Source organism: uncultured Porticoccus sp., from assembly GCF_913061305.1.
In the GTDB taxonomy this organism is placed as follows: domain Bacteria; phylum Pseudomonadota; class Gammaproteobacteria; order Pseudomonadales; family Porticoccaceae; genus Porticoccus.
This window is the reverse complement of record NZ_CAJXST010000006.1, coordinates 177,551-199,688: the sequence shown is the minus strand read 5'-3', so window position 1 is coordinate 199,688 and position 22,138 is coordinate 177,551. Positions and strand designations below refer to the sequence as shown.

Genomic DNA, 22,138 nt, shown 5'->3' with positions numbered 1-22,138 from the left:
TTGCGTCACCTTGTAATTATCAATTATGGGTTGGTTGCAAAATTAAGGCGTTATTCTATCGGCTTCACGGTTGATCTGAAACGGGCTGCCGCGAGGCGGTATTTACAAATGTTGGTGAAAACAGGTGCCGGTGTCCAGGTTCATCAATCGCATAGGTCCGCCCCAGACACAGCCGGTATCCAGCGGGAACAGGTTACTGCCGCAGGGTTGTCCCTGTAGCGCGGCCCAGTGGCCAAAAATGATTTTCCATTGGCGGGTTTTTCGATGCGGGTGACTATACCAGGGCGCATAGCCCGCTGGTGGTTCGTTCGGCGTGAACTTGCTGTGAAGCTCCAGCTTCCCCGCAGTCGAACAAAAACGCATTCGCGTGAAATAGTTGGTAATCAGGCGCCAGCGTACCGGCCCGGTGAGTTGGTCGCTCCATTGGTCGGGTTGATCGCCATACATGGCTTGAAAAAACGCGCTTGCCTGTTCAGGTTCTCGCAAAACATCACTGATTTCACTTGCCCGTGTCAGGGCTTCATCGCGTGTCCACTGTGGTGGGATTCCCGCATGGACCATCAACCAGTCGCCCTGTGCGACCATCAGCGGTTGTAACTGCAACCAGTTGAGCAATTGATCCCGGTCCGGTGCTTTCAGGATAGCTTCCAGGGTATCGTTGCGGCTGGGTGCGCGCACGCCGTGAGCGATGGCCAGCAAATGCAGATCGTGATTGCCCAGCACCATTTTCAAGGAATCTCCCAGCCGGTGGCAGAAGCGCAGGGCTTCGAGGGAATCGGGGCCGCGGTTAACGATGTCTCCCACCGACCAGAGACAATCTTTGCCGGGCTCAAAGCGGACTTTCTCCAGCAGCAGCTGCAGAGGCTTCAGGCAGCCCTGCAGATCACCCACTGCATAGGTGGTCAATGCACCGTTCCGGGTACGGAGAGCAGAAAGGCAGGTATCGGGGCATCAAACGTTTCTCCGTGGTCACTGACCATTTGATAGCTGCCCTCCATTGTGCCCACCTGGGTATCCAGGACGACCCCGCTGCTGTATCGGAAAGACTGGCCGGGGGCAATCAGCGGTTTTTCGCCGACCACCCCGGGGCCCTGGACTTCTTTAACCTTGGCATTGCCATCCGTGATGACCCAGTGGCGGCTGATCAGTTGGGCTGGTGTGTCGCCCTGGTTACGTATCGCGATATGGTAGGCGAACGTAAATTTATTATTGTCCGGTTCGGATTGACCGGGGAGGTACTCTGGTGTGACCTCAACGACGATCCGGTTCATTGCAGCGCTCCTATCTGGTTGCTGAGATGGACAAAGTCCGCCACGCTGAGGTTTTGAGGGCGAAGAGATATATCAATATCAAGTTGTTCAAGTTGGCTGGCATCAAGCATATATTTCAGGGTGTTGCGCATGGTTTTCCGCCGTTGCTGGAAACTGGCACTCACTAGTTTGGCCAGTAATTTCAGGTCGTTCGCGGGGTGGGGTGGCTGGCTGTACGGCAGCAGTCGAACAATAGCGGACTCTACTTTGGGTGCCGGTCTGAATGCTGTCGACGGAACGCTAAATAATGGCTGTACGCTACTGTAATACTGCACCATCACACTCAGTCTGCCATAGTTTTTGTCACCGGGTGAGGCAGCCAGTCGGTCCACCACTTCTTTTTGCAGCATGAAGTGCATATCTTCGATCTGCGGGCTGAAATCCAGCAGGTGAAAAATCAGTGGTGTTGAGATGTTGTAGGGCAGATTGCCAATAATGCGCATTGCCCGACCCGGTTGATAAAACTGGCAGAAATCGATTTTCAGTGCGTCACCCTGATGAATCTGAAAATCCGGATAACCGATGAATTTTTCTTGGAGTAGTGGGACCAGGTCACGGTCCAGCTCCACCACTTTGAGGGAGGGGCATTTGGCCAGTATGGGCTCGGTGATGGCCCCCCGACCGGGTCCAATCTCGATGATGTTCTGCTCTGGTTTTGGTGCAATGGCCGCGATAATTTTGTCGATCACATGGTGGTCGACCAGAAAGTTCTGGCCAAATCGTTTGCGGGCCTGGTGTTGGTAAGAATCGTCCCGGTTCATGGCTGGTTGTTTGCCTTTGCCATACTGGTGGCTGTGGTAATGGCTTCGATCAGGCTGCCCGTGCTGGCAAGCCCTGTTCCTGCCAGATCCAGTGCTGTGCCGTGGTCGACCGAGGTGCGGATAATGGGTAGGCCGAGCGTAATATTGACGGCTTTGCCAAACCCTATGTATTTGAGTACGGGCAAACCCTGGTCATGATACATGGCCAATACCGCATCACATCGCTTCAGATACTTTGGCGTGAACAGTGTGTCTGCCGGCAGGGGACCTTCGATGTGCATCCCCAGACCGCGCAGCCGCGCCAGAACGGGTTCTATCACCTGAATTTCCTCCATGCCCAGATGGCCGCTCTCGCCTGCGTGGGGATTGAGTCCACACACCAATATCCTTGGTGCCGGTAGACCAAATTTCTGCTGTAAATCCGTATGCAGAATATCAATTGTCTCGGTCAAACCCGCTTGCGTAATCTGAGCTGGCACCTGGCTAAGCGGCAGGTGTGTCGTGGCCAGTGCAACCCGAAGCCCTTCGGTAGCCAGCATCATGACCACCTTTGGGGTATGGGTTTTCTCCGCGAGAAATTCAGTGTGCCCCGTGAACGGAATGCCTGCATCATTGATGATGCCCTTGTGTACCGGGCCGGTTACCAGTGCCCGACAAACATTTGCTTGGCAGTCTTCAAGCGCAGTGGACAAGGTCTCCAATACATACGGGGCATTGCGCGAATCGAGTATGCCGGGCCTGGCGGGCATACTCAGTTCAATCGGCCTGATAGTGAGTTCGCCAGCCGCCAATGGGGAGGGTGGTGTCTCGGTCGAGAGCTGGCGCAGCCGCAGGGGAAGATTTAGTTCTCTGGCTCGGGCCAGGAGCAATTCAGGATCAGCGTACACCACCAGTTCTACAGCATTTGGACGCTGTGCCAGTTTGATAATCAGGTCGGGACCAATACCGGCTGGCTCGCCTGGTGTAATGGCAAGTCGGATCACAATTTAATGTCTACAAATGCCTCGTCGCGTATTTCCCGCAGCCAGATTTGCTGTTCTTCGTCGAACTTGCGTCTCCGGATGATATTTTCAGCCTGACGCCGTTTTATCTCGTCACTGAAATCCTGGCGACGACGTTCGGTTACTTGCAGAATATGCCAGCCAAATTGGGTGCGGAAAGGTTCACTGATCGCCATGGTGTCAAGACTGCCCATGATTTTCTCAAATTCCGGCACGAACTGTCCCGGCAGAGACCAGCCGAGATCTCCGCCACCCAGAGCAGTACCAATATCCTCCGAGTGTTTTCTGGCTAATTCGGCAAAGTCGGCGCCACCGAGGATATCGGCGCGCATCCCTTCGAGCATGGTCCTGGTATCGTCTTCACTGCGAATCTCGTTGGGCTTGAGCAGGATATGGCGGACTTTGTGTTGTTGCACAATTTGTTCGCCGCCACCTCGGCGATCATAGAGTTTGAGTAAATGATAACCGGCATCACTGCGAATCGGCATGCTGACCTCGCCCGGGGACAGTTTATCCACGGCACTGACAAAAATACTGGGTAACTGGGTTGTCTTCCGCCAGCCCAGGTCGCCTCCCTGAAGTGCGTCCTGTGCACCGGAGTTGGCGATCGCGAGGCTTTTGAAATCTGCACCATTCTGCAGTTGTTCGTAGAGGTTTCGAACTTTCTGTTCTACCTCGGCAACGTCCTCGCGGGAAGCGCCTGAGGACAGGGGCAGCAGAATATGACCGAGGTTTACATCCGGTGATGACCACTGTTGGCCCTCTTCGGAGGCCAGGAAGTTATTTACCTCCTGCTCGCTGATGTAGATGCGGCGATTAACGGCACTTTCCTGTACCCGGTTTATGGTAATCTCATTGCGCAGCTGTTGTCTCAACGACGTCAGGTCGATCCCGCTCTGACGGGCGTCCTCGATCATTTGCGCAACCGTCTGTTCCCGGCTCTCAGCCATTCTTTCCATGGCCTGGGTAACTTCTTCGTCGCTGATGCGTATCCCCATCCGTTGTGCCCGGTTGAGCTGCAGACGCTCCAGGATAAGGCGCTCCAGAACCTGTGGAACCAGTACCGATTCCTCAGGGATTTCGGTTTCACTGTTTTTCAGTCGGGCATAGATATCCGCTACCCGCTTCTCCAGCTCGCTGGCCATGACCACATCATCGTCAACCACGGCGACAATATGGTCGAGCGCTATTTCTTCTGAGCTTGCCGGCAATGCCCAGGCAAGCCCCAGCAGGAGCAGGCTGAAGAAAATATTCGTTTTACTGCGTGTGCTCATAATCCGGCTCATCTGCATTAGTAGTTGCTTTGTGGTTCATATCCGTAGATGCCATCCTGCAGGATGGAGTCCACTTTGCTGCCACTGCCGGCTAGGCCTTTGAACTGGATTTGGAAGAACACGCCATTGTCGTGCTCCAAATCTTCATCCGGTAGCAGAATATAGTCATTTCGGTCGAGCCAGCGACGACCGATGATGCTCATCTTCCAGCAGCAGCTCTCATACTGGAGCCCGAACAGGGTTTCCAGGTCCCGGCTGTTGGTCAGATCATAATTGTACCGTCCGATCAGGCTCCAGCTTTGTGAAATCGGCAGAAAGGTGGAAAAGTCTGCCTGCTCGATATCGCTATCAATCTCAATAAATTGATTTCCTATATCGGAAAGGCGGGGAACCCGGCGGTTATACCGGTAGCTCAAATTGAATATCTTGTTGTTGCGATCGTTATAACGCAGGCTGGCGTTACCCCGGTCGAGTTCGCTGTCGTCTTCATCGTAGAGCACGTCAGCCTGGAACCGGAGGTGTTCGCTGAGCCGCATGGCAAATTCTGCCGCGTAGGCAGAATCATCACGCAACAGGTCGGCGGCGATATCTCGTTGTAGGCGATTCAGATCATCGGGGTCATCCAGGCCTTTCAGGAAAGACTTGCTCAGATTCGGGTTCAGGGAGACGTAGCGGTCACTCAGGTAGAAAATCTGGCCGATGCTGGCTCGCAACCACTCAATCCCGGTGGATTGCTCAACCAGACGGCTGGTTAACCCCAGGGAAACTTGCTCGGTATCGCCAATGCGGTCGCCGCCGATAAAACGGTCTTCCCGAAACAACTGGTTATAGGTAAATGTCATCTGCGATGTGTCAAAGTCCGGTAAATCACTTTGATCTTCATACTTGGTATGAACCATGTACAGACGCGGTTCAAACGTCTGGGTAAACCCCGTCAGCATGGTGGTGTCGCGCTCCATAAACAGACCGGTATCAATAACACCAACCGGCACGGTGACCGAGGGACTGTCATCGTTTTGCCCCAGCACGGGGTTATCCAGGTTGTAGGACAGGTGCTTGAGGGTGACCGAGGGCCGGAAGTAGCCCCATGCCCACTGTTTGTCCCAGGTTAAACCGTAATCGAGGCGCAGCCGGTCGCCGGTTACGAAGGTGCCGTTTTCATCTTCAAAGAAGGTTTCACCCTGGAGATAGCCGGGTAGGGCGTCGTTCTCGTCATCGTGATCGAAAGCGGTGAACTGGTTTTGCAGGTTAAAGATAAAGTCGCCGAGGCGATAATTGCCCCGGGCTTCCAGGCGGGGCAGCATCTGGTATTGGTCAATCCGGTTGGGGTCGTCGGTGATGGTCTGGAATTCCTGCCCCTTGATACCAAACAGCCAGTGATCCGTCCGGTAACTGGCCGAAACCAACTGACGGAGATAGGTCTGGCTGTTGACCTCCAGTGTGGCGTTGTCCAGGTCGCGGAAGTATTCACTGTCGCTGACCCTGGTGTAATCGACGCGGGTTTCCCAGCGTTTGCCGATGCCACCCAAGTGATTCAGGTTGACCAGCCAGCGGTCTTCACCCTGAAAATCTCTTGTATCTGAGACTTCGGTTGGGTCGTCATTGTGGTCGTCGCCACCGTCATCGTCCGACAGGAAGGCGCCGCTCAGGATGGTGTTGGTCAGTTTCGACATATGCCGGACTTCGACCTCAGCCATGGGCCCGCGTTCCTGAATGTAGCGCGGTGTAATGGTGGCGTCGTAGTTGGGTGCCAGATTCAGGTAGATGGGCTGCGCATAATCAATGCCGTTCTCATCGCCGATTTCAAAACTGGGGAACAACAGACCGGTGGCTCGTCGATCATCAATTGGGAACCGTATCCAGGGAGCATAGAGTATCGGTATATCCTGGACTTCCAGTCGCACATGCCTGGCATTGGCGATCCCGGTTTCAGGATTAATATCAAGTTTGCTGCTGACCAGACGCCAGGCTTTGCTACCCGGTTCGCAGGTAGTGTAAGTGGCGTTATCAATGTAGAAGACTTCATCGACTCGCCTGGCTTGTGTCGCCGTACCGCGCACACCGGATTCGTGGAACAGGTACCCGGCCTGCTCAATTTGCATGTCCTTGGAGTCCATGTTGATCTGAGCGCTGTCCCCGGTAACCAGCAGTCCCGGTTCGCGGAACTGGACATTGCCTTCAAGGTTGACGATGCGTGTGTTCTGGTCGGCTGTGGCGCTATCGCTTCGAACCTGTCGGTATCCTTGGGTCAGTTGGACATCACCATGCAGGCGGGCAATGTTTTCCTGCTCCACTTCTGTGGATGCTGAGGCAACTCGCATGGGTGCGTCGGCCGGATCCATATCGGCGTCTTCATAGTCTCTTTTGGGTTCTATATAGGCACCGCAGCAACCCGTAGCCATCTTTTCGCGCTCTTCATCGGTAAGCGCTTCCTCTTCAACCCAATCCAGATTGTTGGCCACCCTGACATCGGGACCACTGTCTTCTGGCGGGATTACCGGTTCAGGATGAGATGGCCTGGGGAAAGCCCTGCCGGACATATGCCTTTCGCCACATGCCCAGCTGCCATCGGCTGCCGCACGGCACTCCCATTGGCTGTAGGAATCCTGGTTCTCCGCGGCTACTGGTGCCGAAACAAGCAAGCCAAAGAGCAATAATCCTGATGTCCTGGAATACTGTGAGCGCAAGGCATGATAGAGCCTGGTACGGATATGACTCGTTTTTATGGGCATTCTGATTGTCCGTGTTCTCTCTGGGCAGGCGGTGTCTTTAATGCGACGGTACATTTTACCGATTCTGGGGCATCATGCGAGGGTTTGGGCTAGAATGGCTAACCTTTTTTCCATATGCTTTCCTCAAACATGTCTGATCACCAAAATCTTCAGCAGTGGGTAGAGCGCTCCCTGCCCCGGCAATTTTTGACATCGACTGCGCCACAGCTTTACCCGCTGAGTGGTGATGCCGGTTTTCGGCGCTATTTTCGGGTGAATTGTACGCCATCATTGCTCGCTGTTTCCGCGCCGCCGGAACACGAAAATAATGAGGCTTTTGTTCGGATAGCCGCGTTGCTCAAGTGCGGTGGTGTCCGTACGCCCCGCATTTATGCCGTGGATTACCCGCAGGGGTTTCTATTGCTTGAAGATTTCGGCGACCAGTTGCTGTTGCCGTTACTGTCCTCTGAAACAGTGGATCGGTTTTACCAGAGAGCAGAAGATACGCTGTTGGTGTTGCAGGGTGTTCCGCTCGCTGATAGTGGTTTGGCCGTTTACGACCGTCAGCGTTTGCTGGATGAGATGAGACTCTTTTCCGAGTGGTTTTTGCGTCAGCTGCTTGGGCTGGATATTACGACTGAAGATAGTCGGCTCATCGAGCAGACTTTTGAGCAATTAGTGGTGAGTGCGCTTTCTCAACCGGAAGTGATCGTCCACCGGGATTTCCACTCCCGTAACCTGATGTTGCTCGCTGATGGCGACATGGGGGTCATCGATTTTCAGGACGCCGTCAGGGGCCCACTGACGTACGATTTGGTTTCACTGCTCAGAGACTGTTATATTCGATGGCCCGCTGAGTATGTTTCGCGGCGGGCACTCAACTATTTTCGGCGAGCTGTAGCGGCAGGTGTCGCCGATACGGTGCCGGACAGCCAGTTCTTGCGCTGGTTTGACCTGATGGGGTTGCAGCGACACATCAAAGTGCTGGGTATTTTTGCCAGGCTCTGGTTGCGTGATGGAAAGCAGGGCTATCTGGCGGATTTACCACTTGTTCTTCATTACACCCTTGAGCAATTGACGCCGTATCCTGAACTGCATGACTTCAAGTCCTGGTTTGAAAGACGTGTGATGCCTCTGGTGAAAATACAGCCCTGGTATCAGAAAAAATAGGCCAGCAAATAAGGATAGATCATATGAAAGCAATGATTCTCGCGGCGGGGTATGGTGAAAGGCTTCGCCCCCTCACGGATGAGACGCCCAAGCCCTTGCTGCATATCGGTAATAAGCCCCTGATTCAATACCATGTGGAACGATTGGTTGAGGCAGGTGTGCGCGAGATAGTGATCAATACCTCCTGGCTGGGTGAGCAAATAGAGTCTTTTCTCGGCGATGGCTCGCGTTTTGGTGTGAGTATTGCCTGGTCCCGCGAGACGGACCCTCTGGAAACTGGCGGTGGTATTCGCCGGGCTCTGCCGCTTCTCGGCAATCAGCCTTTTATGGTGATTAATGGTGACGTGTGGACCGATTATCCCCTTCGGTCGCTGGTCGAGCAGAGTTGGTCCGAGGATCTGGACGCGCATTTGGTATTGGTGCCCAACCCCCTGCATCACGCCGGCGGAGATTTTTCCCTGAATGCAGATCATCGTGTTGGTTATCCCCTGGCGGGGGATCAAACCTTTACCTTCAGTGGTATCAGTGTCATGAGGCCGGAGACATTTGCCATGTTTTCTTCCGCCAGTGAACGCTTTCCACTGAGAGATGTGCTCGCCGGGGGCATCCGGGGTGGTTATGTCACAGGGGAGGTTTTTTGTGGTACATGGTGGGACGTGGGTACTCTTGAAAGGTTGCAGGCGCTGAATCTATTGGTTTCAGGTCGGGAGGTCAGCCCGGGAAAAAAGTCGCAACTTAAATTGCGCTAGCGGTCGGTGCCAGAGCCATGACGAATGTGACATTCTGGCGAGCCACACTGCTATTTTCTTTGATTGCGGTGCTGCTGCTGGCTTTATTGCCCGCTGCGGACAAGATGGTATTTTCCGGACAGGATAAGCTGGTGCATGGCATCACTTTTGCGGTCCTGTTTCTGCTGTCGAAGCAGAGTTTGCCCGCAGGTGCTTCCCTTTGGCTGATTTACCCGGGACTGATGAGTTATGGGGTGCTGATGGAGGTGCTGCAGGGGCTCACCGGTTATCGCCACATGGAAGGCATGGATTTGTTGGCCGATTTGCTGGGCCTGATGGCGGGACATCTGATTGTTCTGTCAATCCGGAAAGCTCAGTGCAAGCTTCAGGTTCCCCGGCTGTAAGGTGGGGGTGCCACAGAACATCAACAGCAGTGTTGTCAGGTCGTCCCAGGGATCTGCAATGCGCGTTCCCTTGATAGCACGGTCTATGCCTGCGGCTAATCGAAGCATCTGTTTTAACCGGGCCAGTTTCAGTCTCCTCAGGGTTTGCTTGAACAACGGTTTGCGTTTTTCCCATACCCCCAGGTTTTTTAACGCCCAATCGAGATGATCTCCGTTTTCCAGCGCTTCACCGGCCCTGATCAGCGTGCGCAATTCCCGGGTCAGTGCCCAAAGAATAATGGCGGGCTCGGCACCTTCATCACGAAGGCCTCTGAGGGTGCGGCAGGCGGCCTGGGGGTCCCCCTCCAGAACCTTGTCCGCGAGTGTGAAGACATTGAAGCGGGCGCTGTCGGCAACCACTGTTGACATGGTTTGACCATCAACTTCGCCGTCAGGTAGCAGCAACTTGAGCTTTTCAATTTCCTGAACCGCCGCCAGCAGGTTGCCCTCTACCCGATCGGCGAGAATTTCAACGGCCTGGCGATCTGCCTTGATGCCGGCCTGCTGAAGGCGTTTTCCGATCCAGCCGGGAAGCTGGTCGGGGGGCACCGGCCACGTCTGGATCAGGGCGCCGTGGGTCTCGATGGCCTTAACCCATTTGCTGCGAACGGTGGCAGCTTCCAGTTTCGGCGTGATGATCAGCAGCAGAGTATCGTCAGTGGGCTTGCCGGCGCATTCCTGAAGCACCTTTGAACCCTTGTCCCCCGGTTTGCCGTTGGCAATCCGAATCTCAATAATTTTCTTTTCAGCGAACAATGACAAGCTGTTGGCTTCGGTCAGTACGGTATTCCAGTCGAAACTGCTTTCGGCATGGAGGATTTCGCGTTCAGTGTAGCCCTGCAGGAAGGCAGCAGCCCGGATAGTGTCTGCCGCCTCCTGGACCAACAGTGTCTCATCTCCGCTGACCAGATAAAGCGGGGCCAGAGTGCCCTGGGAGAGGTGAGTGCCGAGTTGTTCAGCCTTCAGTCGCATCGGCACCCGGTACGGTCGTCGAGCGGTTGGCAACAGCGTCGAGACGGCTGATGATCTGGCGAATCAGGTCGCTCCGCATTTCACGCCGCAACAGGCTGGTTTCGTCTTCTTTCGACTGAACATCATTTTCATCGAAATCAAAGAATCTGTCTGTGCTGAGGGTGGTGCGCTGCAATAGTGGTTGTCCGTTGGCCGCCAATATCATGATGGTCACTTCTTCGGTGAGCTGGTATTCAGAGACCCGCACGGTGACGCTGACGGTGGCGGTCTTGCGGGAGTATTTCTGGTCGAGAATCACAATGTTGTATTGTGCGTCAGTGGCATTCTTTACCACGGTAATATCGTTGGCCTGCAGTGATCGCGAAAGAGCCTCGTAAAACTCACCAAATCGGCCCTGGCTACTGATATGTACACTGGAGACATTGTCAACAGATGCCGTGCCCCGCAAACGCCACCCACAGCCGGCGGTGAGGGTGGTCACCAGCAAACCGGTTATGACCAGACAAAAAAATCGTTTCATTGTTATTCCTTAGGTTGTCACTTTTTCAGCTTGCAGTTGCGGGTTGTCAGTTGGCAACAATATTGACCAGTTTGCCGGGCACCACGATTACTTTACGGATGGTTTGCCCTGTCGTAAAGCGAAGAACATTTTCATGGGACAACGCGCTATCCTCAATACTCTGCCGGTCTGCATCGACCGCGACATCGATCTGCGCGCGAAGCTTGCCGTTGACCTGAACCACCATTTGCAGGGTGCTTTTGGTCAGCGCAGACTGGTCGGGAGCCGGCCACGGCGTGTCCAGCAGGCTGTCAGTGTGTCCCAGCGCCTGCCAGAGTGTATGGCAGATATGGGGCACAATCGGTGCCAGCACCTGTACGGTAATGGTCAGGGCTTCCCGCTCCACGGCCCGTCCATTAGCCGTGCTGCGATCGACGGACCTGGCCAGCTCATTGAGCAGCTCCATCACTGCAGCAATGGCGGTATTGAAGGTCTGGCGGCGGCCGAAGTCATCGCTGACTTTGGCGATTGTCTCATGGGTTTTACGGCGCAGATCCCGCTGCATCTGGTCAAGCGTCCCGGTGTCCAGCTCGCCGGGTGTGCCTGCCTCCAGATGGGCGTGAACCATTTTCCAGAGTTTCCGCAAAAACCGATGGGCCCCTTCAACCCCGCTGTCATTCCATTCCAGTGACTGTTCCGGTGGTGCGGCAAACATGGTGAATAGCCGGACAGTATCTGCACCGTAACGGTCAATCAGCTGTTGTGGGTCCACGGTGTTGCCCTTCGACTTGGACATTTTGGTGCCGTCTTTGAGTACCATGCCCTGACACAAAAGCCGGGTGAAAGGTTCATCGGAATTCAGCAGGCCCTCGTCGCGCATCAACTTGTGGAAAAACCTTGCGTACAGCAAGTGCAGAATAGCGTGTTCGATCCCCCCGATATATTGGTCAACAGGTAGCCAGTAATTGGCGGCTTTGCTGTCGAGCATTCCATCGGTGAAGTTCGGAGAGGTATAGCGGGCGTAGTACCAGCTCGATTCCATAAAAGTATCGAAGGTGTCTGTTTCCCGCTCGACCATCTGACCATTAAGCTGGATCTTGCACCACTCCGGATCCGCTTTGATCGGCGAGTGAACCCCGTCCATGACCACGTCTTCCGGCAACAGCACAGGCAAGCGGTCGGCGGGAACGGCAATTTCTCCTCCATCGGGAAGATTCAGTATGGGGATCGGGGCACCCCAGTAGCGTTGACGGGAAACGCCCCAGTCGCGCAAACGATAATTGGTTTTTATTTCGCCGCTGCCTGACTGTGCCAGCCGGTTGGCAATGGCATCAAATGCCTCTCCAGGGTTCAAGCCGTCAAAATCGCCGGAGTTGATTGACACAACCTCATCCGCTGACTTGGATGAGTACCAGTCTTTCCATACGCCGGGATCAAAATAAAAATATTCGTATTCTTCTTTAGGAAATTCTTTTTTGGCGTTTTCTGCACAAAGGAGAGTCCGTGCAAATACCTGTTTGATGGGGAGCCCGTGTTTGTTGGCAAACTCGAAGTCCCGCTCGTCGTGGGCGGGCACCGCCATAATCGCGCCGGTGCCATAGTCCATCAGCACGTAGTTGGCCACCCACACCGGGACTGCTTCACCACTGATCGGGTGAATGGCATTGAGGCCGGTGGCCATGCCCCTTTTCTCCATGGTGGCCATGTCGGATTCCGCCATGGACTGGGTCTTGCAGTCCTGGATAAAAGTTGCCAGTTCCGGATTTGTTTTGGCCAGCGCCAGGGCGATAGGGTGCTCAGCAGCGATACTTGCGTAGGTGATACCCATTAGCGTGTCGGGGCGGGTGGTGTATACCTCAAAGTGGTCGATGCCACCAACGCCCTGTTCCAGCTGGAAGCTGAACTGCACGCCGCGGCTCTTGCCAATCCAGTTGCGCTGCATGGTCCGCACCTGCTCCGGCCAGCCATCCAGTTTATCCAGATCGTTCAGCAACTCCTCAGCATAGGCCGTGATTTTTATGAACCATTGTGGAATTTCCTTGCGTTCTACCGTGGTGTCACAGCGCCAGCAACAGCCGTCTATAACCTGCTCGTTGGCCAGTACGGTCTGGTCGTTGGGGCACCAGTTGACCCCGGCTGTTTTTCTGTACACCAGGCCTTTCTCGTAGAGCCGGGTAAAAAACCACTGTTCCCAGCGGTAATAATCCGGCTTGCAGGTGGCCAGTTCACGCGACCAGTCATAACCGAAGCCCAGTCGCTTCAGCTGGGCTTTCATATACTCAATATTTTCGTAAGTCCATTTTGCCGGGGCGGTATGGTGCTTGATGGCCGCATTTTCAGCTGGCAGGCCAAACGCATCCCAGCCCATGGGTTGCAATACATTCTTGCCGAGCATCCGCTGGTAGCGGGCAATCACATCCCCGATCGTATAGTTGCGCACGTGCCCCATATGCAGCTTGCCACTTGGATAGGGGAACATCGCCAGACAGTAGTACTTTTCCCTGTCGGGAATTTCGCTGACTTCAAAGGCGGCGGTTTCCTGCCAGTGTTGCTGGACGACAGTTTCTATTTCACTGGGGTGATATTGGTCTTTCATCGACACTCTGTATTGTGAGGTTGGGCGTTAGGCCAGAAAAGCCGCCAATTATAGGCTAAAGGAAGGGTCAGACACAGCCCGCGATGTGACTATTGGCGGTCCACTGCTCCGGTTGGTGAGGTTTGCGTCAGTCGGCCCGGGATTTCCAGAAAGCGGCAAACAGCATGATCAGCGAGAACAGCAAGATCGGGTTTGAGCCCCATTGGCCGAAGGGTGTCTGGCCTCGATAGGGCGTCAGTTGGCCTGTGAGGGTGCTGCGAATGAAAGGGGGTATCGTAGCGACGACCTTGCCATGATGGTTGATCAGGGCAGTAATGCCATCATTGGTGGCGCGAATCAGCGGTTTGCGGTTTTCTGCCGCCCGCATTCTGGCCATCTGAAAGTGCTGTTTTGGACCGATGGAGCGGCCGAACCAGCTATCGTTGCTGACAGTCAGAAGCAGGTTTGAACGGTTGGCAGTAGCTGCCACCAGGTCAGGAAAAACAATTTCGTAGCAAATGGCTGTGCCAATGCTGAAACCGTTGGCATGGATCGGTTCCTGTTGAACAGGCCCGGGGCTGAAGATCGACATCGGCAGGTTCAAAAAGGCCATTGTTCCGCCAAGCCAGCGCTCAAAAGGCACATATTCACCAAAGGGTACCAGGTGTTGTTTGTGGTAAATGCCGCTTGCTGTGCCGAGAGCCATCACGGAATTGTGGTACTGCCGTGTGGTTGAATTGCGCGTGGGAATTCCCGTGAGCAGGGCGGTATTGGTATCCAGCGCACTTTTTGCCATTGCGGCAAGAAAGGGTTTTACCCGCTCTTCCAGAGTCGGCACCGCGGATTCTGGCCAGATCACCAAATCGTTGCCAAGTAATTCACGGGTGGTCAGGCGATTCTGCTCGAGAATAGCGGCAAGCTGTGTACTGTCCCACTTTGCGGCGACGGGGAGCGCGGGCTGCATGATGCCAATGCGCAGTGGGTCGCCTGCGGCAGTAGTCCATTGCGCAGACTGTAGATGCCAGCCGCTTGCCCAGCCCACTGCCGCCAGCAATGCGACATTACCGAGCACAAAGGGTTTTCTGGTGATGGCAGCGATGCCGATCGCAGTGCTGGATAATGCGCAAAGCCAGCTGATCCCCAGCACCCCGGTGATGGGTGCCCACCCCGCCAGCCAGGTGTCAATGTGGCCATAGCCGAGATACATCCATGGGAAGCCGCTAAATAACCAGCTGCGAGTCCATTCTCCCAAAACCCAGATACTGGGAAAGGCGAGGGCCATGGTGCCCGCCGTACGGTTTAACCCTGTGCCGTATAGCATAAATGGCAGGGCAAAAAGTACGGCCAGCAGAATCACAAACAGGGATGTCAGAAACAGGGCGAGGGGTATGGATGCGTGACCATGGTCGTGGATGCTGATGAAGACCCAGGAAACCCCGACACCAAACATGCCGAGTCCGAACCAGAAGGTGCGCCAGAAGCAGTCAACCGGGCGCAACCCCTTGAGCAGAACAACCAGGCCGGCAACAGACATCAGGCCGATTGGCCACCAGTTCCAGGGAGCCAGTGATAGTGGCAACGCAGCGCCTAACAGTACCCCGAGCAGGTGTCCCCTGAGTTTGGGGTGAGAAGCGGTAGATCCCATCATTGGATTGTGGTCCCGAACAGACGGCTGGGCTAGGCTTTAATTCGCAACTCGAGCAATTTGACCTGCCGGTTGTCGCCCTCCGCAACGCGAAAGTCGAAATTGTCCACTTCGATGGTTTCATCGACTTTGGGCATGCGGCCAAAGGCCTGGACGATAATGCCGCCTATGGTGTCGAATTCCTCGTCACTGATCCCGACATCGAAAAATTCATTGAAATCCTCAATGGGTGTCAGGGCATCCACCAGATAGCTGTTGTCCTGTTGGGGACGAATCATGGTGTCTTCATCCTCATCGGTCTCATCTTCGATGTCGCCGACAATTTCCTCGAGAATATCTTCAATGGTGATCAACCCGGCAATACCGCCATATTCGTCAATGACGATGGCCATGTGATAGCGCTGCTCGCGGAATTCCCGCAACAGTACATTCAGCCGCTTGCTCTCGGGGATAATGGTGGCGGGTCTGATCACTTTGGCAATCTCGAAATCTTCTCGGCCGCTCAGTAGCAGCGGTAATAGTTCCTTGGCCAGCAGAATGCCGACAATATCATCGGCGTTGTCACCGATCACCGGGAAGCGGGAATGACTGGATTCGATGACCAGTTGGAGAAGTTCTTCAAGGCTGGTATTTTGCTGAATGACGACCATTTGAGTGCGGGGGATCATGATTTCCCGTACCTGCTGGTCGGAGACATGCAGTGCTCCCTCAATAATTTCCAGCGCATCGTGATCAATTATGCCGTTGTCGTAGGCGGAGCGCAGGGTGTTCGCCAGCTCCTCCCGCGATTGTGGCTCAGAGGAAAAGGCTGTAGCCAGTTTGCCTAACCAGGATTTCTCCTGGGTGCCGTTCAAGTCGTCATCAGTCATGAAATATCTGCTGCTCCGGAGCATCATTCTGTTGGTAGGGTGGTGAAAACCCCAGCTTCGTCAGTATACGGGTTTCAAGGGCTTCCATTATATCTGCATCATTATCTTCAATATGGTCGTAGCCGATCAAATGCAGGCAGCCGTGAACCAGCATATGCGCCCAATGTGCCTCGACGGGTTTGTGCTGCTCGGCGGCTTCGCGCTCGACCACTGGTGCACAGATGACCAGGTCACCGAGCAGCGGAAGCTCCAAATCCGGCGGCAAATCGGCCGGGAAAGACAACACATTGGTGGAACCTGGTTTGTGACGATAACGTTGGTTCAGCTCGGCACACTCTGCCTCACCGACAATTCTCACGCCCAATTCGGCCGTCTGTCGGGCGTTGGACAGAGCTGCTGTAGCCCAGCAGCGTATCTGTTTTCTGTCCGGTATCCAGCCCGCTTTGCCATAGGTGTTTTCGATATCGAGCTGAAGCTTCATTGGGGCGAGTCTTTGGCCTCTTCCTGTTCGAAGACATCATAGGCATCGACAATCTGCTGTACCAGCGGGTGGCGAACCACGTCCTTCGAGCCGAAAAACGTAAAGCTGATATCCTCGACGTCCTTGAGCACCTTGCAGACGTGAAGCAGTCCGGAGTGACTGGGTCGGGGCAGGTCGATCTGGGAGGTGTCCCCGGTAATCACCGCGGTGGAGCTGAAACCGATTCTGGTGAGGAACATCTTCATTTGTTCCCTGGTGGTGTTCTGGCTCTCGTCGAGAATAATGAAAGAGTTGTTCAGGGTGCGACCGCGCATGTAGGCCAGCGGTGCTACTTCAATGACACTCCGGTCAATCAGTTTGGCCACGGTTTCAACGCCGAGCATTTCATACAGCGCGTCGTAGAGTGGGCGCAGATAGGGGTCCACCTTCTGGCTCAGGTCCCCGGGCAAAAAACCGAGCTTTTCGCCGGCTTCGACGGCAGGACGCACCAGTAGAATGCGTTCCACTTCGTCTCTCAGTAGCGCCTCCACCGCGCAGGCTACCGCCAGATAGGTCTTGCCGGTCCCGGCAGGCCCTACTCCAAAATTGATATCGTGGGTCTGCACGGCCCGCACATAGCGTTGCTGGCTGAGCCCTCTGGGTTTGATATTGCCTTTTTTGGTGCGGATGACCGTCTGTGTTGTAGCGTTCTCTGTCTCGGCGACATTGCTGTCTGCTGGAGTCGTGGTCGCATAGTGTTCCATAGGCATTCCGGCGGTGGATTGTTGAATGGCGAGATGAATGTGGTCGGGTGTCAGCTCACGGCTGCGACCGGTTTCCTGATAAAGGTGATGGAGAAGTTGCCCAGCCACATCAGCCGCGGCGTGGTCGCCGAACAGGGCGAATGTATTACCTCGGTTGCGAATCTCGATTTTCAGCCGCTGTTCGATGTGCCTGAGATGTTCGTCGAATTGCCCGCAGAGTGTTGCTAGGCGACGGGTGTCGCTGGGTTCCAGCGTGATGGTCTGTGTTGCAGTCTGAATATTCAAATTTTCCAATAGGCCGCCCTCTGCGGCTACGCATGTAGGGCAAGCATATAACCTTTATTAGGGCCTGAAAACAGTTTTGAGTGAGGTTTGCAGGTATTTGCCAGCGCCGTCATTTATGCTGCAGTGTTCTCCGTAGCAGCGATCAGGCGTCCGCGCAGTGAATTGGGCAGCGCCTCGATAATGCTCACCCTGGCAAACGTACCTATCAGTTGATGGTCGGTGGCTGGAAAATTGACGACCCGGTTGTTTTCGGTGCGACCCTGCAATTGACCGGGATCTTTCCTTGAAATGCCGGTGATCAGGATAGTCTGTTCTGTGTCGACCATTTGCTCGCTAATAGCTGTGGCATGCTGGCTGATCCGGCTTTGCAGGATTTGCAGTCGTTGCTTCTTGATGCTTTCGGGCGTGCTATCGGGCAGATCCGCTGCCGGCGTGCCCGGCCGGGCGCTGTACACAAAGCTGAAGCTGTGATCAAAGCCGATATCCTGAATCAGCTTGAGGGTATCCTCGAAATCCTTCTCTGTTTCACCGGGAAAACCAATGATGAAGTCCGATGAAATACTGATGTCCGGTCGGATCCGACGCAGCTTGCGAATTTTTGATTTGTATTCCAGCACGGTATGGCCGCGCTTCATTGCCGCCAGAATCCGGTCCGAACCACTTTGTACCGGCAGGTGAAGGTGACTGACCAGCTCGGGTACTTCGGCATAGGCCGCAATGAGACTGTCTGAAAACTCCACCGGGTGGGAGGTGGTATAGCGAATGCGGTCAATGCCTTCAATCCCCGCCACATAGCCAATCAGCTCCGCCAGGTCGCAGAGGTTTCCGTCGGGCATGGTGCCGCGGTAGGCATTGACATTCTGTCCCAGCAAATTGACTTCCCGGACGCCCTGGCCGGCGAGATGAGCCACTTCTGCGAGTACATCCGCAGCCGGGCGGCTGACCTCCTCACCTCTTGTATAGGGTACAACACAGAAGGTGCAGTATTTGGAACAGCCTTCCATAATCGAAACGAAAGCAGTGACACCGTCGGCCTCCGGCTGAGGCAGTCGGTCAAATTTCTCAATTTCCGGGAAGCTGATATCGACGATGGTGGTGCCGTCTTGCTGCTTCCTTTCGGCCAGCATTTCCGGCAACCGGTGCAATGTCTGGGGACCAAACACCAGATCCACAAAAGGTGCGCGCCTGGCAATGGCGTCACCCTCCTGACTGGCGACACAGCCGCCAACCCCGATGACCAGTTCCGGATTGCGGGCTTTGAGGTGTTTCCAGCGGCCGAGCTGGTGAAAAACCTTTTCCTGGGCTTTTTCCCGGATAGAGCAGGTGTTCAGCAACAGTACGTCGGCTTCTTCCGGGTTGTCTGTCACCACCATCTGATGGCTGTCGCCCAGCAGATCGCGCATCCGCGATGAATCGTACTCATTCATCTGGCAACCGTGAGTGACTATGTGCAGTTTTTTGATTTTTGGCTCGGACATAAATGCTGGTTATGGATACACTTGACGCGGCCGCACAGTATAGCGGTCGTCGGGGGTGAATCCCACAGGGGGTGGTCTGATTGGGTGAAATTTGTGCAGATTGTGGTATTCTTTCGCGCCCTTGATAAATCGGTGAACAGGCAACCTGTATGGCATCAACCCCCATTTACAAAATTGTATTTTTCAATCAGGGTCAGGTGTACGAAATCTATGCCCGGCAGGTATACCAGAGTGATTTGTGGGGCTTTCTGGAAGTCGAGGAGTTTGTGTTTGGCGAACGCTCCCAGATGATTGTCGACCCTTCTGAAGAAAAACTGAAGAACGAGTTTTCCTCCATCAAGCGGAGCTTTATTCCGCTGCATTCTGTCGTGCGCATTGATGAAGTGGAAAAAGAAGGTTCCTGCAAAATTATTGAGGCAAAGGGCGGCGCCGGTAATGTCACCCCTTTCCCCTATCCGGGTCTTGCCCCCAAGCCAAAAAGTGATCGCTAGTTAAGAGGGGCCTGTATCTTGAATAAAAAGGGCAGCGCAAGCTGCCCTTTTTTGATGTCAGGCGCTTAGGCCTCAAGTTGTTGGTTCACAGAGGCCAATTTCACGGCATTACAGAAGACGGCCATGGCGCGATCAATATCCTCCACGGTGGGGAATGACGGTGCCAGCCGGATATTTTTATCGTCCGGGTCTTTGCCGTAAGGGAAGGTGGCGCCTGCCGGGGTGAGTTTGACCCCCGCTTCTGCAGCCAGCTGGATGACGGCGTTGGCCAGCCCGGGGCGGGTATCGAAAGAAATAAAGTAACCGCCATCGGGTGAACTCCATTCTCCCAGGTCAGAATCGCGGAAGTTTTCCTCAAGGTGTTTCAGGACACAGGCAAAGCGCGGTCGCAGCAGTTCGGCATGTCGGGCCATGTGGTTGCGCAGTTCCGCCATAGTGCCAATCATCTTCAGATGCCGGAGCTGGTTGACCTTGTCCGGCCCGATAGTAGCAATTCCCAGATGCTTTTTCATGGCACTTAAATTCGTTTTGCTGGCCGCCATGAAGGCCACGCCAGCACCGGCGAAAGTCACCTTGGAGGTCGATCCGAATTGCAGCACGCTATTTTCGGTGCCATGTTTTTCACAGAACGCCCGGATATTGGCCAGTTGGGCAGGTTCATCCATAAGGTCGTGAACTGCGTAGGCGTTGTCATAGAAGACCCGGAAGTTCGTGGCCGCGATAGTACCCAATCTGGCCAGCCGTTCGATGGTGTCGACGCTATAAATACAGCCGGTGGGATTGGAGTACTTGGGTACACACCAGATCCCCTTGATGCTGGTGTCATTGCGGACCAGGGCTTCCACTGCGTCCATATCCGGGCCGCCGTCATTCATCGGCACGTTGACCATCTCAATGCCAAACTCCTCGCAGATGGCAAAGTGGCGGTCATAACCGGGTACCGGGCAGAGAAACTTGATGGTCTCTTCATGTCGCCAGGCCGACTCGGGTCCGCTCAAGCCAAACTGCCAGGCATACAGGACGCTGAAATACATCAGGGTCAGGCTGCTATTGCCCCCCACCATGATTTCGTCAGGTGTTGCGCCGAGGATCTCTGCCGCCAGTTGGCGCATGGCCGGCAAGCCGTCCAGTCCGCCGTAATTGCGGGTATCCACACCTTCGTCCGAAACATAGTCTCCCTGCAGGATACCATCCAGCGGATCGGCCAATGATAATTGGTTCGCTGAGGGCTTGCCCCGGGTCAGATCGAGATTAAGCTTGCTGGAGACAAAGCTCCGGTGGTTGGCAGAAAGCTCTTCTTGCCAGCGTTGCAACTGTTGACGGTCTGCTTGTTCGACGTACACGGGGATTCCTCTTGACGGGGTTGGGGGTGAAGTTTTGGGTGCTGCGGATGCGGAATAGATACATTCGCAGTGTTCGAGTGATTATACGAAAAACATAACACTCGGTGGGGTGGAATAATGGGGTGCCAGGCCATTAAATCCAGAATTGCCAGGGACGTTTTTGTACTTCTTTGTCTTCCTTGCGGCGTCCGGGGCTTTGGCGTCGGTCTTTTTTCCCCGGTTCGTATCGGACTTCCTGGCGGGGATCAGTGAAAGAGCGCCTTTCACCTTTTCTTGAATCGGGCCCGCGGTATGCCTCAGTTTGGGTTAGTTCCCTTGCCTGAAAGAGGTTCTCTTTGCTTGGGGGGGCTTCCTCGGGTTTTGGCTGGACAGCCAGCCCCGCTTGAGGTGCCTGGGCTGGTGGGGTCCTGCGAGCGGTGTCCGAGATATCAATTACTTTTTTTTTAGTGTCGCTAACGGCCACAGGTGTCACCTGGGGCGGGGTATCGTAGGTGTCCTGAACAGCAAAGTCGAGATCGGGAAGCATGGCCTTTGATGTCAGCTGCTCCTGATCTATTTCACCCAATACAATCTTGGCGTCGTTGATGCTGATTTTGTGCAACTCTTCAACGCAGGCATGTAAAAAAAGTCGACTGCAGATCATGTTGATGCGGCGAGGGATCCCCTCGCTGACTTTGTGGATCACTGGGTAAATGGCATTACTGATAGCCGGGTCTCCTTTCCAGCCAACCTGATTCAACCTGTGTTTGATGTAACCCTTGGTTTCCTCCTCATTCAGGGATGCCAAATGGCAGGCGGCCACGAGTCGCTGGTGCACTTGCTCCATATTCGGTTGCTGAACGATACCCCTGAGCTCTTCCTGGCCCAAAAGAAAAATCTGTAGCAGTGGTTGTCGGCTCATCTGCAAGTTGGTGAGCAATCGAAGCTCCTCCAGTGCTGCTGTGGAGAGGTCCTGTGCTTCGTCAATAATCAGGAGGGCACGCTTGCCGGCTTTGTAGTCGTTGACAAAAAGCCGGGTCAGCTGTTGCAGGAGCAGTGATTTATGGTCTGTGTTGGAAGACAAACCAAAAGCATCGGCAACCATTCGCAGCAGGTCGTCCGCCCCCAGCTGTGTGCAGACCAGCATGGCGACATTCACTTGATCTTCCCGCAGACTTTCCACAAGATCACTGACTAGGGTTGTTTTTCCCGTGCCGGGTTTGCCTGTAATCATCACAAAGCCTTCGGCGCGCTGAAACGCATACTGCATGTAAGCCTTGGCTTTGGCGTAACTGCGGTGGTTAAAGCAGAACCGATGATCCGGACTTAGGCGGAAGGGCTCGGCCTTGAGGTCATAAAACTGTTCGTACATGGGGATTG

General features: G+C 54.6%; 20 protein-coding genes. 4 read left to right on the top strand and 16 right to left on the bottom strand.

The genetic code is table 11. The annotated features are described in order from the left end of the window. Positions 1 to 102: 102 nt before the first annotated feature. Genes QZ516_RS09275 through QZ516_RS09250 form a run of 6 tightly spaced genes read right to left on the bottom strand, consistent with a single transcriptional unit; the run spans position 103 to position 7,078 of the window. Positions 103 to 906, bottom strand: coding sequence for a symmetrical bis(5'-nucleosyl)-tetraphosphatase (locus QZ516_RS09275; RefSeq protein ID WP_297188727.1), 804 nt, complete (start codon positions 904 to 906; stop codon positions 103 to 105). Beyond that, positions 903 to 1,271: a Co2+/Mg2+ efflux protein ApaG gene (gene apaG, locus QZ516_RS09270; protein ID WP_297188725.1), complete on the bottom strand. Its 369-nt coding sequence runs from the start codon at positions 1,269 to 1,271 to the stop codon at positions 903 to 905. The genes QZ516_RS09275 and apaG overlap by 4 nt, the downstream gene beginning before the upstream one ends. Then, positions 1,268 to 2,071, bottom strand: coding sequence for a 16S rRNA (adenine(1518)-N(6)/adenine(1519)-N(6))-dimethyltransferase RsmA (gene rsmA, locus QZ516_RS09265; protein WP_297188724.1), 804 nt, complete (start codon positions 2,069 to 2,071; stop codon positions 1,268 to 1,270). Before rsmA ends, apaG begins: the two co-directional genes overlap by 4 nt. Beyond that, positions 2,068 to 3,057 carry a 4-hydroxythreonine-4-phosphate dehydrogenase PdxA gene (pdxA, locus tag QZ516_RS09260; protein WP_297188794.1) on the bottom strand — a complete coding sequence of 330 codons (990 nt, stop codon included), beginning with the start codon at positions 3,055 to 3,057 and terminating at the stop codon, positions 2,068 to 2,070. The genes rsmA and pdxA overlap by 4 nt, the downstream gene beginning before the upstream one ends. Next, complete coding sequence (locus QZ516_RS09255) at positions 3,051 to 4,346, bottom strand: peptidylprolyl isomerase (RefSeq protein WP_297188722.1); 1,296 nt, start codon at positions 4,344 to 4,346, stop codon at positions 3,051 to 3,053. The genes pdxA and QZ516_RS09255 overlap by 7 nt, the downstream gene beginning before the upstream one ends. A gap of 17 nt (positions 4,347 to 4,363) precedes the next feature. Beyond that, positions 4,364 to 7,078, bottom strand: a complete 2,715-nt coding sequence (locus tag QZ516_RS09250; RefSeq protein ID WP_297188720.1) for an LPS-assembly protein LptD — start codon at positions 7,076 to 7,078, stop codon at positions 4,364 to 4,366. 129 nt (positions 7,079 to 7,207) lie between these two features. On the opposite strand from QZ516_RS09250, the gene QZ516_RS09245 reads away from it, so the two are divergent. From QZ516_RS09245 to QZ516_RS09235, 3 genes are read left to right on the top strand one after another with little or no spacing between them, the layout of a single operon-like run. Then, positions 7,208 to 8,227, top strand: coding sequence for a phosphotransferase (locus tag QZ516_RS09245; RefSeq protein ID WP_297188718.1), 1,020 nt, complete (start codon positions 7,208 to 7,210; stop codon positions 8,225 to 8,227). Between the two features lie 23 nt (positions 8,228 to 8,250). After that, the gene (gene murU / locus QZ516_RS09240) at positions 8,251 to 8,976 is read left to right on the top strand and encodes an N-acetylmuramate alpha-1-phosphate uridylyltransferase MurU (RefSeq protein WP_297188716.1); all 726 of its coding nucleotides are present in this window, start codon (positions 8,251 to 8,253) and stop codon (positions 8,974 to 8,976) included. A gap of 17 nt (positions 8,977 to 8,993) precedes the next feature. After that, positions 8,994 to 9,359: a hypothetical protein gene (locus QZ516_RS09235; protein ID WP_297188714.1), complete on the top strand. Its 366-nt coding sequence runs from the start codon at positions 8,994 to 8,996 to the stop codon at positions 9,357 to 9,359. Here QZ516_RS09235 and holA read toward each other — a convergent pair. The 8 genes from holA to miaB all read right to left on the bottom strand — a co-directional run bounded on the left by holA (position 9,315) and on the right by miaB (position 18,945). Further along, positions 9,315 to 10,370 carry a DNA polymerase III subunit delta gene (gene holA / locus QZ516_RS09230; protein ID WP_297188712.1) on the bottom strand — a complete coding sequence of 352 codons (1,056 nt, stop codon included), beginning with the start codon at positions 10,368 to 10,370 and terminating at the stop codon, positions 9,315 to 9,317. The two genes, QZ516_RS09235 and holA, sit on opposite strands and share 45 nt — an antisense overlap. Beyond that, complete coding sequence (lptE, locus tag QZ516_RS09225; RefSeq protein WP_297188710.1) at positions 10,354 to 10,890, bottom strand: LPS assembly lipoprotein LptE; 537 nt, start codon at positions 10,888 to 10,890, stop codon at positions 10,354 to 10,356. Before lptE ends, holA begins: the two co-directional genes overlap by 17 nt. Positions 10,891 to 10,936: 46 nt before the next feature. Beyond that, the gene (leuS, locus tag QZ516_RS09220) at positions 10,937 to 13,465 is read right to left on the bottom strand and encodes a leucine--tRNA ligase (RefSeq protein ID WP_297188709.1); all 2,529 of its coding nucleotides are present in this window, start codon (positions 13,463 to 13,465) and stop codon (positions 10,937 to 10,939) included. Positions 13,466 to 13,592: 127 nt separating this feature from the next. After that, positions 13,593 to 15,092: an apolipoprotein N-acyltransferase gene (lnt, locus tag QZ516_RS09215; protein ID WP_297188707.1), complete on the bottom strand. Its 1,500-nt coding sequence runs from the start codon at positions 15,090 to 15,092 to the stop codon at positions 13,593 to 13,595. A gap of 29 nt (positions 15,093 to 15,121) precedes the next feature. After that, complete coding sequence (locus QZ516_RS09210) at positions 15,122 to 15,958, bottom strand: transporter associated domain-containing protein (RefSeq protein WP_297188705.1); 837 nt, start codon at positions 15,956 to 15,958, stop codon at positions 15,122 to 15,124. Then, positions 15,951 to 16,439, bottom strand: coding sequence for an rRNA maturation RNase YbeY (gene ybeY, locus QZ516_RS09205; protein ID WP_297188703.1), 489 nt, complete (start codon positions 16,437 to 16,439; stop codon positions 15,951 to 15,953). The genes QZ516_RS09210 and ybeY overlap by 8 nt, the downstream gene beginning before the upstream one ends. After that, the gene (locus QZ516_RS09200; RefSeq protein ID WP_297188701.1) at positions 16,436 to 17,467 is read right to left on the bottom strand and encodes a PhoH family protein; all 1,032 of its coding nucleotides are present in this window, start codon (positions 17,465 to 17,467) and stop codon (positions 16,436 to 16,438) included. The genes ybeY and QZ516_RS09200 overlap by 4 nt, the downstream gene beginning before the upstream one ends. A 113-nt stretch (positions 17,468 to 17,580) precedes the next feature. Continuing rightward, positions 17,581 to 18,945: a tRNA (N6-isopentenyl adenosine(37)-C2)-methylthiotransferase MiaB gene (miaB, locus tag QZ516_RS09195; RefSeq protein WP_297188699.1), complete on the bottom strand. Its 1,365-nt coding sequence runs from the start codon at positions 18,943 to 18,945 to the stop codon at positions 17,581 to 17,583. A 149-nt stretch (positions 18,946 to 19,094) separates the two neighbouring features. On the opposite strand from miaB, the gene QZ516_RS09190 reads away from it, so the two are divergent. Continuing rightward, the gene (locus tag QZ516_RS09190) at positions 19,095 to 19,436 is read left to right on the top strand and encodes a DUF1820 family protein (protein ID WP_297188698.1); all 342 of its coding nucleotides are present in this window, start codon (positions 19,095 to 19,097) and stop codon (positions 19,434 to 19,436) included. A 65-nt stretch (positions 19,437 to 19,501) separates the two neighbouring features. Here the strand turns inward: QZ516_RS09190 and QZ516_RS09185 are convergent, their stop codons facing one another. Next, positions 19,502 to 20,779 carry an aminotransferase class I/II-fold pyridoxal phosphate-dependent enzyme gene (locus tag QZ516_RS09185; RefSeq protein ID WP_297188696.1) on the bottom strand — a complete coding sequence of 426 codons (1,278 nt, stop codon included), beginning with the start codon at positions 20,777 to 20,779 and terminating at the stop codon, positions 19,502 to 19,504. A gap of 133 nt (positions 20,780 to 20,912) precedes the next feature. Then, a complete protein-coding gene (locus tag QZ516_RS09180) occupies positions 20,913 to 22,130 on the bottom strand; it encodes an AAA family ATPase (protein WP_297188694.1) in 1,218 nt (405 codons plus the stop codon). Between the last annotated feature and the right edge of the window lie 8 nt (positions 22,131 to 22,138).

Bases quoted from the DNA above. Each gene is read 5' to 3' on its own strand.
- lptE (WP_297188710.1), bottom strand. From the start codon at position 10,890: ATGAAACGATTTTTTTGTCTGGTCATAACCGGTTTGCTGGTGACCACC.
- apaG (WP_297188725.1), bottom strand. From the start codon at position 1,271: ATGAACCGGATCGTCGTTGAGGTCACACCAGAGTACCTCCCCGGTCAA.
- QZ516_RS09210 (WP_297188705.1), bottom strand. From the start codon at position 15,958: ATGACTGATGACGACTTGAACGGCACCCAGGAGAAATCCTGGTTAGGC.
- miaB (WP_297188699.1), bottom strand. From the start codon at position 18,945: ATGTCCGAGCCAAAAATCAAAAAACTGCACATAGTCACTCACGGTTGC.
- QZ516_RS09245 (WP_297188718.1), top strand. From the start codon at position 7,208: ATGTCTGATCACCAAAATCTTCAGCAGTGGGTAGAGCGCTCCCTGCCC.
- QZ516_RS09255 (WP_297188722.1), bottom strand. From the start codon at position 4,346: ATGAGCACACGCAGTAAAACGAATATTTTCTTCAGCCTGCTCCTGCTG.
- holA (WP_297188712.1), bottom strand. From the start codon at position 10,370: ATGCGACTGAAGGCTGAACAACTCGGCACTCACCTCTCCCAGGGCACT.
- rsmA (WP_297188724.1), bottom strand. From the start codon at position 2,071: ATGAACCGGGACGATTCTTACCAACACCAGGCCCGCAAACGATTTGGC.
- QZ516_RS09180 (WP_297188694.1), bottom strand. From the start codon at position 22,130: ATGTACGAACAGTTTTATGACCTCAAGGCCGAGCCCTTCCGCCTAAGT.
- QZ516_RS09190 (WP_297188698.1), top strand. From the start codon at position 19,095: ATGGCATCAACCCCCATTTACAAAATTGTATTTTTCAATCAGGGTCAG.
- murU (WP_297188716.1), top strand. From the start codon at position 8,251: ATGAAAGCAATGATTCTCGCGGCGGGGTATGGTGAAAGGCTTCGCCCC.
- QZ516_RS09235 (WP_297188714.1), top strand. From the start codon at position 8,994: ATGACGAATGTGACATTCTGGCGAGCCACACTGCTATTTTCTTTGATT.
- QZ516_RS09250 (WP_297188720.1), bottom strand. From the start codon at position 7,078: ATGCCCATAAAAACGAGTCATATCCGTACCAGGCTCTATCATGCCTTG.
- lnt (WP_297188707.1), bottom strand. From the start codon at position 15,092: ATGATGGGATCTACCGCTTCTCACCCCAAACTCAGGGGACACCTGCTC.
- leuS (WP_297188709.1), bottom strand. From the start codon at position 13,465: ATGAAAGACCAATATCACCCCAGTGAAATAGAAACTGTCGTCCAGCAA.
- ybeY (WP_297188703.1), bottom strand. From the start codon at position 16,439: ATGAAGCTTCAGCTCGATATCGAAAACACCTATGGCAAAGCGGGCTGG.